General features: G+C 41.9%; 8 protein-coding genes and 1 pseudogene. 4 read left to right on the top strand and 5 right to left on the bottom strand.

What is annotated here, in order from left to right:
- Nucleotides 1-17: 17 nt before the first annotated feature.
- Complete coding sequence (locus CTN07_RS15430; RefSeq protein WP_005302189.1) at nt 18-1832, top strand: DUF4365 domain-containing protein; 1815 nt, start codon at nt 18-20, stop codon at nt 1830-1832.
- Between the two features lie 156 nt (nt 1833-1988).
- Here CTN07_RS15430 and CTN07_RS15425 read toward each other — a convergent pair whose 3' ends face one another.
- The 5 genes and pseudogenes from CTN07_RS15425 to CTN07_RS15405 form a co-directional block, all read right to left on the bottom strand.
- The gene (locus CTN07_RS15425) at nt 1989-3353 is read right to left on the bottom strand and encodes a tyrosine-type recombinase/integrase (protein WP_005302191.1); all 1365 of its coding nucleotides are present in this window, start codon (nt 3351-3353) and stop codon (nt 1989-1991) included.
- The gene (locus CTN07_RS15420; protein ID WP_036764605.1) at nt 3353-3880 is read right to left on the bottom strand and encodes a hypothetical protein; all 528 of its coding nucleotides are present in this window, start codon (nt 3878-3880) and stop codon (nt 3353-3355) included. Before CTN07_RS15420 ends, CTN07_RS15425 begins: the two co-directional genes overlap by 1 nt.
- An 11-nt stretch (nt 3881-3891) precedes the next feature.
- On the bottom strand, nt 3892-6303 hold the full coding sequence (locus tag CTN07_RS15415) for a hypothetical protein (RefSeq protein WP_005302194.1): 2412 nt from the start codon (nt 6301-6303) through the stop codon (nt 3892-3894).
- Nucleotides 6297-8639, bottom strand: a complete 2343-nt coding sequence (locus tag CTN07_RS15410) for a hypothetical protein (protein WP_005302196.1) — start codon at nt 8637-8639, stop codon at nt 6297-6299. The genes CTN07_RS15415 and CTN07_RS15410 overlap by 7 nt, the downstream gene beginning before the upstream one ends.
- Nucleotides 8640-8793: 154 nt before the next feature.
- A pseudogene (locus CTN07_RS15405) lies at nt 8794-9711 on the bottom strand (YifB family Mg chelatase-like AAA ATPase); the annotation flags it as partial.
- A gap of 539 nt (nt 9712-10250) precedes the next feature.
- Here CTN07_RS15405 and ilvG point away from each other — a divergent pair.
- Genes ilvG through CTN07_RS15390 form a run of 3 tightly spaced genes read left to right on the top strand, consistent with a single transcriptional unit; the run spans nt 10251 to nt 13126 of the window.
- A complete protein-coding gene (gene ilvG, locus CTN07_RS15400; protein ID WP_005302200.1) occupies nt 10251-11897 on the top strand; it encodes an acetolactate synthase 2 catalytic subunit in 1647 nt (548 codons plus the stop codon).
- Nucleotides 11898-11899: 2 nt separating this feature from the next.
- A complete protein-coding gene (gene ilvM, locus CTN07_RS15395; RefSeq protein ID WP_036764608.1) occupies nt 11900-12157 on the top strand; it encodes an acetolactate synthase 2 small subunit in 258 nt (85 codons plus the stop codon).
- A 39-nt stretch (nt 12158-12196) separates the two neighbouring features.
- Nucleotides 12197-13126 (top strand): branched-chain amino acid transaminase, encoded by a 930-nt coding sequence (locus CTN07_RS15390; protein WP_005302203.1) that lies wholly within the window; start codon nt 12197-12199, stop codon nt 13124-13126.
- The last annotated feature ends 81 nt before the right edge of the window (nt 13127-13207 follow it).

Raw genomic sequence — 13207 nt, 5'->3', positions numbered from 1 at the left:
ATCTATAAGGCTTCACTATGAATGCAGGAGAAATAGGCGCAGCAGCAGGGCGAATTTTTAATTATAAAGCACCTCTAAACTGGATTATCCGAAGTCAAGAAGATCAGGATGATTATGGCATTGATTGTGAGATAGAGTTAAAAGATTCAAGTGGCAAAGCTCTCGGTCAAGAAAGCTTGTTTAAAATTCAGCTTAAAGGTCAAGAGAACTGTTCATTTATTGATGAAGGACAGAAGTTGTCTTTCTCGGTTTTTCGCGCCCGCCTTCAGTATTATCTCGAGTTCAATATTCCCGTGATATTGGTAGTGGTTGAAGTGTCTAGTGAAGAGATTTACTGGGTGTCTGTTACTGATAATAAAGAGATCTTAGAAAAAGTACGAGACTCATCTACAGATTCGCTAACTGTCCATTTACCCGTTGAAAATAAGCTAGAACGAAACGACTCTGCAGCATTTGATAAGTTACTGGTGGCTGTTCAAGAATGCTGGGATTATCTTTCTTTACGAGACCTTAAGCTTGCCGTTAACAACTGCAAAACCCTTCCACCAGAAGCTTTGAACACATGTATCGAACAAGTCGGTGATGCTCTGTTTAAGGCTTACCATATCAAGTTAGACCGACTCTTACTTGCTAGATCATTTGATGAGCTTTATCAGCAAGCTAGTGACATTATTCAATCGCGCATTGTGCCAACTAAAGATAGGTTCTTGGCTGCACTTTACTTCGATTACGCTTTTAAGGTTGCTCCTTATAAACGAGTCAAAAATGAACAGATTGAAGAGCAACTTAAGCTATGCGAGTACTTAATTGTCTGTGCAAGAGAGCAAAAACAGTCAGTTTACCGTCTTACAGCGATAGCTAAAGCAAGAAGCGCACTATTTAGTATTCAAGTTGAAAAGCTAAATGCGCAACATCATTCAAATGAAAACTTCAAATCTGATAGTTTTGAATACTTGTTTATGAACCGAGAAATACACAAGCAATATCATGAGGCTTGTGCTCAGTTACAGAAGATAATAAACATGTGCCACAGACTGATAAACTTAAGTCAGTTTAATATCTTGGCAGATTTGATGTGTGATGTTGCTTTATCTATAGGTGTGTTTAAAACCATTCACAATGCACGTGGGTCTAATGAGGCTATCGTATTCCTAGATGAGTGGATTGAAAAGATGCTTCACACAGTATTGATGTACTCGTCAATTGTTAGTGATATCAGAAAAATTGAGCAGCTGTATCTTATGGTTAACCTACAATCCGAGCTTAAAACTATTGTAAGGTTTGACGTTAAATCTTTAATTATTGAGCATTGTCCGAGTGCTGAAAACTTATTGGATGCACTTGATAATGTAATGGCTAGTAAAGAAGAACCAAAGCCACTTTATGAAGCCAGCATTGAAGAGCAAAAACAATTCTTTGCTGAGATGGCTAAAAACCTTGGTATGGACCCAGATGATCCTGCTTCAAGAGAGGGGCAGTTCATCGCAATAGGTTTAGCCAATTATGATCCAACAAATATTATTGGTCATTGTGAGTATATGTTTGTTGATTACCGACCGAGAGGGATGATAGCTCAACAGTTAGGAATGCACTCTCTGAGTATGCCTATTATGACTTGTTTAAAGCATAAACACACAGTTGGAACTGGGAACTTGTTAATCAAGGTATTCGATAACTCTAAGGGGCCAGAGTTTGCGTTAGGGTTTAAGCAAAATCATTGTGATAAATGCTCTGATTGTTCACCAAGAGCAGATGATTGGATATGGAGTTTGAAATGGCAACACGAAGAACGAAAAAAGCATACCGAGTGGCTTGATAAGATAGATTTTTAGACTGGACTGAGAGTTGTTCTCTAATCTAATCATTATGTCATAAACCTAGCTTATCCAAACTTCATGACTTAGGGCATTAACGCTACCTCATTTCTGTCCAAAGGCGTGTTACGCGACCGATTGGTGATGTGACCGATTGGTGATGTGTGATGAACCTTACTGTGACGATACAATGCTTTTATCAATATCGGATTGAAAAGCTTCCAATAGTTTCTTCATCTCACCAAGTGCAGCGGTAGGCGTTAACTCCTTCCTTGCTATCTGCTCTTCTAACAACTCAATCTGACGCTTTGCCAAATCAACACTCGACTTAAGAGATACAGCGTTATAAACCTCTGTGTAGCCGTGGATATCTGCAAAGGCGAGGTCGATGTAGGTATCCAAAGAGCTAAGCATTCTATGGCCTGTCCACTGCTGTAACTGCATTTTAAACGTTTGCGTGTGAAGTAAGTGCTTTCGGAAATCGTCCTTATCATTCACTTCTTTAGTGGCAAGAATAAGCTCTTTGAGCTTATCTGTTATAAATGCGTGTCTCCATAAGTGCGGGTGTAACTCTCCCTCGATACCAAGCTCTCTTTTCCATGAGTTCATGTACGTTGTCCATGAATCTGCGGACAAGCGTAGACCTGTTTTTAAGCTGACAAATAGGTAATCATGCTGGGCTTTTTTCTTCCTCATGACTTTCTTACGAACTTTAATGTAATCCGCTATCACAGATAACAAAAGGTGTGGGACAGGTATCTTTCGAGTGGTGTTATCATCTTTACGTTTCAAAGTGGTAAGAGTGAGCATACCTGTGCGTCTAGCTTCCTCGTAATCGGTCATTTTAATCAAATGAAGCTCGGACACTCGACCACCTAACTGCTCCATTGCAGTATATAACGCCATATCTCTTCTACGTTTATCTTTGTTTTCCTGAGTCTTTATATGCTCCCAAACACGCAAAGCATCGTCAGAAGAAACTGGATGACGTTTCTTGATCTCATCTTTAGTTGGCACAGCAGGGTGCGTAATTTTAGTTCCTTCAATGAACCCTTTATAGCCTTCCTGTTTGCGCTTGTAATGTTTTTCAAGTATCTGAATTGAGTTACTTTTATCTTTGCCAATGAAAGCACTCAAATCATGAAACTCTTGGATAAACTGCAAAAAATCCAAACAGGTATGCGCAATCTTTATAACGGAGTTATTCTTGCGTTGTAGTTCGCCAAGAGGTGTTCTCTCCGCCTGTAGTGATTGAACGAAAAGAGTGAATGTTGCATCAGTAAGTTGACTAAATTGGCTCAATAATGGCTGTTTTTCAATAAAGTGAACCAAGTGGATGATATCGTGGGCATATCCTCGAATAGTGTCACTTTTTAAGTTTCTCACAATCAAACTGTGGATATAGGCATTGGCTTCATAGCAAGGAGTATGATTACTGTAGGTTACGAAAGGAATATCCAGTGGCTTACGAAAGGCAAGCTTGCCATCGAGTCCAAAATGACTCCATGGCTGAAAGCTTTTAAGCGTACGAACCGCCATTAGACCTCTCCTTTGTCGATGTAATTCATTTGCGCCTCAATCGTTCGATTGTGCCTTCTGTAAATCTCTTGACGTTCTTCTAATGTTTCTTTATTCGCTATTTGCTTTAGTTTAGAGCGCAACTCAATGATCATAGCGGTCAGTAAAGAATTACTGCGCTGCGCTGCATCTAACTCCGATTCAAGCTCAGAAACTTTGTGCTTTAAACCCACGACTGTTTGCTTGTTTCCTTTAGAAGCTTTCTCATTGTGATGTACAGCCTCTACCGCCAGTTTTGCATTAATACGAAGCTCATCTAATGATAAGAAGCCTCTTTCCAGAAGTGCTTCTGAGATGCTTTTGACCGTGTTTAATGAGCATGATGTGATATTACGCTCTTGATTCTGATACTTAGCGATGCCAGATTGAGACTTGAGCGCCTTTAATAGTTCTTCATCATTTTTAAACTCAGTTGGGGCTGTGATGATTTCCTTCAACAGCTTTTCTGTTTCAAGTATTTTCGTTTGGTTTTTCTCTAAAACTTTCATTGTCCCAATCCTCAATCAAGGTCACTGATTTTTAAAATTAGATTAAAGGTTTGAGTTGTATTTCCATCATCATCTTCGATGGTGAAGAACTCTGGCTCAAGCGTGATTCGACCTTCCTCTAAAAGCTGAATAACCTCTATTTCAATGTCCTGCTCTTTTTGAAGTTGGCTTATATGAGGGACGGTTAGATAAGACTCATCAGCGTAATCTTCTGCTGCTTCACTCACTGACTCTATCGTGATGGGTGTTGAACTATCACCTGTCAGGCGTTCTGCAATGATTTTGCGAACCTCTTCGATTCCATCGAGCTTCGCAAGTTCAGAGGTGGAATCGACCACACCACGAACAATTACACTGGCTTTAGCTCCGTTTAGTACCGCCCCAGTTTCCGACTCAGAGATATAGTGGTATAGATGCTCCAAATCTGAGTGGCCTAACATCCAGCGCAGGGCGTCCATCCCATCAGTACCTTTTGACCAAAAGAACGCCATAGCAAAGAAGCGTCTCAATTGGTGCTGACGGACATAATTACGGCGATACTCTCCGTTGTCGTACTCCACCAAGTCCGTTTCTAAGTAATCACATAAGGCATCAAGGTGAGCATTATATGACTTGTGAATAACCTGACTTAACTGCGAGCGCTTTGAATTAAGGTTGTTAAACAAAGATAACTTTCCTTTGCATAACTCCAACTCACTCGCTTTGATGTTAAATTGCTCCAGTTGCCAAATGTACCTTGCGATAGATAAGGGAATAGGTCTTTCTATTGTTGCGTTCACCCCTTTTGAGCCAGTTTTTTTTACCTTAAATATCAGGTTGTACTCTGTTTTTGCACCCGCTTCTGAAAAGGGACTTACATCAGGTGAAAGGTTGCCATGTGACTTCAACTTGATTAATTCATCTTGTCTTCGAGCCATGATTGCACCCACTAAGACTTGTATTGCGCCTTGCAGTACAGAGAACAAATCAAACAAGCTCTCATTAGCTCGAATCCGCTCAAAGCGACTTTCCACACTTTCTGCAAAGGCTTGAATCTGCTTCACCCCCTTTTTAAGGTATTCACGACTCAGACAGTTGATCGCCTCCGTTTGAAACCAGTAACCTCGCTCCGTAACAGACATCTCGCGATGCAACTCTTCATTCCAAGTTAGATTTTGTTGATGGGGGCGGAGTGTGTTGGAGTGTTTTGCCGCAGATTTACTTCTTGCTTTAGATAGCAGTGTTAATGTTTCATCCAATAAAGTAACAGCGCCTTCCTCTATAGGTAGATGCTCTTTGGCAAACTCATAGCACTGACGAATTAAATTAAACACAAAGGTAGGCGGCAAGGTGCGGGTGCGTCCTGCTTTTTTTAAGCTAACTAACTGGCTAATGTGACCTGAGCTGACACGCTCGGACAAGATTAAAGGACTTGCCGCATCTTCACGCTCAAGGTTGGTATGAATCAATCGAATGGCTTCAATATATACTGAGATAGTCTGTTGATTCGTGCCTGTTGAGGTGTCTTTATTCTCAACTGCACGATACTCTGAGTTTCGCCTTGGCGCTTTGAGGTGAAGTTCTGCGAAGTTGGGAATATTGATGTCGTGGTAAAGCATCTTGCCTTTAAACAACAGTTTTCCTAGTACAGCACCGCTGCCAGTGTATTTTATGGCACCTCCACTTTGATAATAACCTTGTTCAAAAAGCCAAGCGCACGCCTTCTCTCTCTCTGCTAGAAATAAGAAACTTTCATCTTGCGCAATGTCTTGTGTAACGTAGGGGAAATTTTCTTTAAATGTTTGTGCGTCCGTATCAGAAATGCTTTGAGAAGCGTTATTAAGAAATACGTTGGTATGTTTATCAATTTCATACACACCTTGAAAATTTCCGTGCTCGGCATATTTCGTCAAGATGTTCAACCAAAAGTCATCATTCACATTCAGAAGGTGATATTTTGCTAGCTTCAACTCTTTCGAGTGTAGTAAGACCGCATTGATGAGAGCGATAACTTTGTTAACTTTGTGACAAGCCGTTATTGGACTGATAATCTTCCCACCGTTTTCAAGTGGATTATCTGCTGCCGTAATCCAGTATTTAAAGCTGTTTAACAGCTTTTGGTGTTTTTTATCCGTGAGTTTCTTACCGTCATCTAAGTACACCGTATCCCAATGTATCGTTTTTGGGGTTTTGCCAAATGTTAGTACCCACTTGTTTTCAGGAAAGCTGGATTCTAACCATTCGGGCTGTCGGTCATCGTAATTGTAGATGCAAGTATGGATATTCGTAATGATATCTAAAACTCGATAGTCATCATTTGCTACTGAGAAATTGATAATTTCTTCAAGAGTCTCGGCACTTAGATCGTTCAAAAGCGAATGGTCTCGCACGATGCTTTCAATACGGTTAGTAATAGAGGAATTGTCGATAGCAACACTTAACATAGCAACGCTTCCTTGACCAAGTGGGTGTCTAGCTTGTTATTGGTTGCAATATCAAGCATTTCCATCAAATCATCATCAGCACTATGTTTGCCAGAACTCAGCGTATCTAAAACAAACACTGCTGATTGATACCAGTGAGCCACAATATCTAAAAAAGATTCCTCATCATCATGACTCTCAACAACAAAGCGTATAGCCATCAATAACTGCAAAAGTGATGTCGATATAGTGTATGTTAACTTGTCAAACCCTAATGATTCTGAAACTTCACTGTCAGTAGTCGTCTGCTGAGTAAAACCATGATCGAGGTGCTCTGGAATGTTGCTTATGCCGTGGTTATTCAAAAACACTTCGATGTCTTGAGCCTCCATGTTCACAGCATCAAGTCGATGCACTGAATCTTTCATTGCTTCAAGTAAAATAGCGTTCTGGAACTGACGTATCCAACGTGCATTAAAGAAGTCCATTAACGGCTTCGGAAGGTAAGATGTCAGTAGGTTTGCATCCTTCTTTTCATGACCAAGCGCCTCGGCAACGGCATCCATTGAACGTGTTTCCAAATAAATTTGAAAGCCTCGGTGTCGTCTAATGGAACGTAACGAATGGATATCGGAGATGGCTTGAGCATCTTCCAAGGTTATGTCGCTGCTCTTATCAAAGAGTGTTTCATCTTGAAGCCAATCATAAAAATCATTTGCTGAATGAAGAGTTGTATTGAGGTGATATGGGCGTATCACATTGGCAGCGGTTGCAGTCAAAATCATCTTTCGCCAATTCACATCCCCTTTTTGCTTCAGATATTCGCGACTCATATGAGTATGCTGTATCAGGAACTCAACTATAGATTTAGAAAATTCATTGAGCACTACTTCTTGATGCGCATTGGTAGACCCTTTGCGTGATTTGTAACTGACCGCAATGTGCTGATTACCAACTTGCTTATAACCCACCATATTGCCATTTACATCAAATAAGTCCCATTCTGCTAACCAAGAAGGGGTTATTAGAGGATGCTCAATCACAAGAAGCGTCAAAAGAACATTCAGTGTTGATTTGGTTGGTAGATTTAACTCTGTGTTGAACTGACTAGCATTTCCATGAAACCCCAAAAATTGTAAATAGGCAGTGTCTTTTGCAGCGATGCCATGCGCATAAAAGGTTGCTACTGTATTCTCTAACTTATCTTCACCGACAAAGTTCTTATATTTTTCATAGCCTGCCGTGCCGCTCAATGGTTTAACTAAGCCTGTGCTCTGAAAAGCTTTATTTCTATCTTCTCGCTCTAAAAGCTCTTCAAATTTCAAGAGACACACATGCCTGACATGCGCCATGTCTCGGTCTACACGTTGCTGAATAATTGAAACAGCCTCTTCATCTTTAATTTTGAGTGGAATGTTAGCAAACCATCGAAGGCTTTCTGGCTGCGTAGCATTGCCACCAATTGAAAAGGTGGGTGCTGCATCTTTTGGGTCTTTCCAGTCTGGAACGATGAATGGTTTGTGAGGCTCAGCAAAAACACCCGTGTTGATAAAGCACTCGGTATAATAGGTAATGGCATTTCGCCACTTAATATGAAAATCTTTTGGGCAGTTATGGGCTGCTTGAGAGCGCACAAATAGCACTTTAAACACCTTATGGAAAAGTAGCTGCACATAATTACGACTTAGAAGGGTTTCTATTGTCAGCCCGTCTCGGTCGGTATAAACAGTGGAGATACCTACAAAAAGTTTTTTGAGTGCATTTAATGCACTGGTCAGAGATGATGATTTTTGTGTAAAAGCGTAGTTTTTAAGAGCAAGATGAACCTTGTTGGTAAACGCCTCACCAAAATTAACATAAAGCGTATCCAGATGAGCCTCATGTTCCTTGCCTTCTTTTGATAGCACCTGCCAACCATCAAGGTAGTCAGATTTTGATTTATCTATATTAAGCTCTCTGAACTGAGCGAGACAACTCGAAGCCTCTTCTGTGATTTTTACAACCGAAAGCTTTACTTCATCAAGAGTTAAATGTTTATCTTGCGCAATGTAGCAGAAAAGATTTTTGAGTAGATTACCAATCACATATCTATGCTTGATAGTGATATCATCATAGTTATAAACAAAGCCAATGAGCGACTGGAAGTGTGCATTAAGTGAGCTTGAATCATTCAGTATTTCCAATGCACTGTAGTTACCTTGTTTAACCAAGTAGCAGAAAGCTGCATAAATATTCAATGTTGACTGAATTTTCGTTGAATCGATTGAGGATTCAGCAGCAAGTGTTAGGTAGTTAGAGTATTCGACTGACAGTGCAGTTTTTAATAAAGAAAGCTCATTTAGTATTTTTACATTCACAACCAAACCTCATAAATTGACAACTAATAAAAAACGTAGAAGTCAAAGTGATTATTGTCAACGTAAATAAAATGCACTAAAAACCATTTAAATCATTCACATTCATAAACTTGATACTGTTTTGATAACTTTTAGTCATTAGGATTAAGAACGTTTCATCTAAAAAAAGAATGCCGTTATGCGCCAAAGAGATCTCCCCCGGCCTTGGAATTGAACCACCACCAACTAAGGCAGCCATAGAGCTTGAATGATGAGGTGCACGTAGCGGTCGTTGTAACCAATTGCCTTGATGAATGCTCTGCTGAGTCAGCGAGGCAACAGCTGCAGTTTCTAACGCCTCATCATGGCTCATAGGGGGTAATAAATCACATAAGCGAGAGGCTAACATGGTTTTTCCCGTTCCAGGAGGGCCAAGAAACAGAAGGTTATGGCCACCGGCAGCTGCAATTTCCAATGCCCGCTTACCTTGCTGCTGACCAATAATATCTTGCATATCTCGCCCCTGAGTCAGATCTAACGAATCATCATCGGGTTTTGTTTGAAAGCGTAAAGATAAACTTTGCTGTCCTAATAGGTGAGCGCAAACTTGGATCAAATCAGGCGCTGACTTATGTTGTTTTTCACCTACTAATGCCACTTGATCGCCATTACGATCAGGGACAATCAAACACCTTTTAGCCTTTAATGCAGCAAGAGCAGCAGGCAGTGCCCCCTTTACCGGACGCAATTGCCCTGATAAAGCCAACTCCCCTAAAAATTCGTATTTATGCAGTGATTCTGCGGGTATTTGTCCTGAAGCAGCTAAAATTCCAAGCGCGATGGGTAAGTCAAATCGGCCCCCTTCTTTAGGCAAATCAGCGGGAGCTAAATTGACGGTAATTCGCCGAGAGGGAAACTCAAAATTGGCATTAAAAATGGCACTTCGAACCCGATCTTTGGCCTCTTTTACCGTTGTCTCAGGTAAACCCACCAGAGTAAAACTGGGCATTCCATTACTTAAATGAACTTCAACAGTTACTGCTGGAGCTTGTACCCCAACGCAAGCCCGGCTATGCACAATGGCCAATGACATACACAGTTCTCTTTTATGACTCAAAACCGCTACTACAGCGGATGAAGCCAAGGCTCTGCATTTTTTTCGTTAAAAGTTGCATATTAGTTAACAAAAATAACGAAAACCTTCGAGCCGATTAACTATTCATTGTTAACTCAATTCCAAATTCAGTTTCTAACCCATTGAGAAGTTAGAGAATAAAATCGCACTCGTTAAGATTAGTTATGTAAGTTGTTAGCAATTTTCTTAAATAACGAGAAAAAAGATGAAAAAAATCACACTTTTTCCTTGTCTGGCGGCTTATTGATGTGATATCACTTAGTTAGTACAACAAATAAACAATAAAAACTGGACAGACAGTCAATGCTATTTACATCAAACCTACTCATTCTCATTAACGTCGTCATCGAGGTGATTATTTCACCGCGACGGGGAATGCTAGGCGTAAAATAGCAACAAACACAACAACGCAAAGCCCCCGCAAGATCTCTTACGGGGGCTTTTTTTTCAACACTATGGACAGAGTGACGTCGCATATTCACGGATAAGGAGCAGCGATGACAGGGGCCGAGTTAGTCGTAAAGGCACTACAACAACAGGGAATCACCACCGTTTTTGGCTATCCAGGTGGGGCGATCATGCCAATCTATGATGCTCTCTATGATGGCGGTGTTGAGCACATTCTGTGTCGCCATGAACAAGGGGCTGCCATGGCTGCAATTGGCATGGCCAGATCAACTCAGCATGTCGCAGTGTGCATGGCAACCTCAGGACCGGGGGCGACCAACTTAGTCACTGGCCTTGCTGATGCTTTTCTAGATTCCGTACCACTGGTTGCCATTACCGGACAAGTTGCCAGCTCCCATATCGGAACTGATGCTTTTCAAGAAATGGATGTGATCGGCATGTCTTTAGCTTGCTGCAAACACAGCTATCTTGTTACTGATATTGATGAGCTTGCCAGTACTCTTGCCGAAGCCTTTGTGGTGGCAACATCAGGCCGTCCAGGCCCAGTGTTAGTTGATATCGCTAAAGATGTACAACTTGCCGAAGTGCCCGATCCCACTACCTATCATTTTCAGCCACCAGCACCACCGATTGCGACCAATGAACAAATTATGGCGGCACAGCAGTTATTATCTCAGGCACAAAGACCCGTTCTTTATGTGGGTGGTGGTGTCCAAATAGCTCATGCCACTCAAGTGGTTCGTCAATTTCATCAGCACAACCCAATGCCAGCAGTGAGTACTTTAAAAGGGCTCGGCACCATTGAACGTCATCATCCGTACTATTTAGGCATGCTTGGGATGCACGGCACACGCGCTGCAAACTTAGTGGTACAAGAATGCGACCTATTATTGGTGATAGGGGCTCGTTTCGATGATCGCGTCACAGGAAAGCTCGATACATTTGCCCCTCACGCCAAAGTTATCCATCTTGATATTGATGCAGCAGAAATTAATAAACTGCGCCAAGCTAATGTTGCATTACGAGGTGAAATCCAAGCGGTTCTCCCTCAATTAGAGCTTGGCTCAGATATTTCCGAGTGGCTTGAGCACTGCCAGCAATTACGGACTAAATTTAAATGGCGATATGACCATCCTGGTGAGCGTATTTATGCCCCAGCTCTGCTTAAGAACTTATCCGATAAGATGGCCGAGAATACTGTTATTGCAACCGATGTGGGCCAACACCAAATGTGGGCAGCACAACACATTCAACCAAGATCACCAGAAAACTTTTTATCATCAGCAGGCCTTGGCACCATGGGATTTGGACTTCCTGCCGCCATTGGAGCCCAAATTGCAAGACCGCACGATGATGTGGTTCTCATTACAGGTGATGGCTCTTTTATGATGAACGTACAAGAGCTTGGCACCATTAAACGCAAGCAATTACCAGTAAAAATAATTCTATTAAATAACCAACGTCTGGGCATGGTTAGACAGTGGCAATCTCTGTTCTTTGATGGCCGCTATAGTGAAACGATTTTAGATGATAACCCTGACTTCGTCGCATTAGCGAAAGCCTTTGCCATTGATGGACAAACCATTAGCCGTAAAGAAGACATAGAGGGCGCATTAGAGACTCTACTACAAAGCAAGGGACCTTATTTGCTGGAAGTGGTTATCTCAGAACAAGACAATGTTTGGCCCTTGGTTCCACCAGGTGCTGCTAACCAAGATATGCTGGAGAATACTTAACCATGGATAGATATGTATTAACCATTACCGCCGACGATAAACCCGTATTACTAGAGCGTGTTTTAAGAGTGATTCGTCACCGCGGTTTTATTATCAAAAAAGTCACGGCGACTCAAAATCAAACCAGTAAGGTCGCCAGCATTGAAATCATTGTCGACAGTATTCGACCGATTACGACGCTAATTCATCAAGTTGAAAAATTATGGGACATTCGCCACGTTGAAAGTGCGCTAATCACCACAAATGAACCTGCTCTCTAAACTGCAGGATGCTTATATTTTTAAGGAAGGAAAATACAGATGGCCAATACCGCAGATTATATTTGGTTTAATGGTGAAATGGTGGCTTGGGCAGATGCGAATGTCCACGTCCTCACCCATGCAATGCATTACGGTACGTCCGTTTTTGAAGGGATCCGCTGTTATAACACGCCGCAAGGTCCGGCGGTATTTCGTCATAGAGAGCACATGGAGCGTCTGAAAAATTCAGCAAAAATCTACCGTTTTCCCATTAACTACAGTGTTGATGAGCTGATGGAACACTGTCGAGCAACCCTACGCACTAACAAGCTAGAATCGGCCTACATACGTCCTCTTGCCTATGTGGGTAATGTCGGTCTTGGCGTTTGTCCTCCACCAAATACTGAGATGGAACTGATCATTGCCGCCTTCCCTTGGGGTGCTTACCTTGGAGATGAAGCGCTAGAAAATGGCGTCGATGCGATGATTTCCAGTTGGCACCGAGCAGCACCTAACACTATTCCAACCGCAGCCAAGGCTGGAGGAAACTATCTTTCATCATTATTGGTGGGTGGTGAAGCTCGTCGTCACGGTTATGCTGAAGGTATTGCGCTCAATGTAGAAGGCTATATTTCTGAAGGTGCGGGAGAAAACCTCTTTGTGGTGCGCAATGGCATCATCTCAACCCCACCAGCAACAGGTTCAATTCTGCCCGGTATTACCCGCGACACCATCATGACCTTAGCCAAAGAGTTAGGCTATGAGGTTAGAGAAGAAAACATTGCTCGTGAAGCGCTGTATTTAGCTGATGAAGTCTTTATGACAGGAACCGCGGCAGAAATTGTGCCTGTGCGCAGCATTGATCAAATCACCGTCGGCGTTGGCAAACGAGGGCCAGTTACTAAAGTCATGCAAGAGGCGTTTTTTGGCTTATTTAATGGCACCACAGAAGATAAGTGGGGCTGGCTTGATTATGTTAATGAGCAGTAAGAGACCCAATAAGCTATAACTTATGAGCTATCACCCATAAGCTAGAAATTAATGTGCTGAGGGCAATCTTCCCTCAGCTTT

The organism is Photobacterium damselae, from assembly GCF_003026815.1.
GTDB lineage: Bacteria > Pseudomonadota > Gammaproteobacteria > Enterobacterales > Vibrionaceae > Photobacterium > Photobacterium damselae.
The sequence above is the reverse complement of the archived record's forward strand: the minus strand, read 5'-3'. Positions and strand labels throughout refer to the sequence as shown.

Excerpts from the sequence above, each read along its gene's own strand:
- CTN07_RS15425 (WP_005302191.1), bottom strand. The coding sequence starts at position 3,353 with ATGGCGGTTCGTACGCTTAAAAGCTTTCAGCCATGGAGTCATTTTGGA.
- CTN07_RS15430 (WP_005302189.1), top strand. The coding sequence starts at position 18 with ATGAATGCAGGAGAAATAGGCGCAGCAGCAGGGCGAATTTTTAATTAT.
- CTN07_RS15390 (WP_005302203.1), top strand. The coding sequence starts at position 12,197 with ATGGCCAATACCGCAGATTATATTTGGTTTAATGGTGAAATGGTGGCT.
- CTN07_RS15420 (WP_036764605.1), bottom strand. The coding sequence starts at position 3,880 with ATGAAAGTTTTAGAGAAAAACCAAACGAAAATACTTGAAACAGAAAAG.
- CTN07_RS15415 (WP_005302194.1), bottom strand. The coding sequence starts at position 6,303 with ATGTTAAGTGTTGCTATCGACAATTCCTCTATTACTAACCGTATTGAA.
- ilvG (WP_005302200.1), top strand. The coding sequence starts at position 10,251 with ATGACAGGGGCCGAGTTAGTCGTAAAGGCACTACAACAACAGGGAATC.
- ilvM (WP_036764608.1), top strand. The coding sequence starts at position 11,900 with ATGGATAGATATGTATTAACCATTACCGCCGACGATAAACCCGTATTA.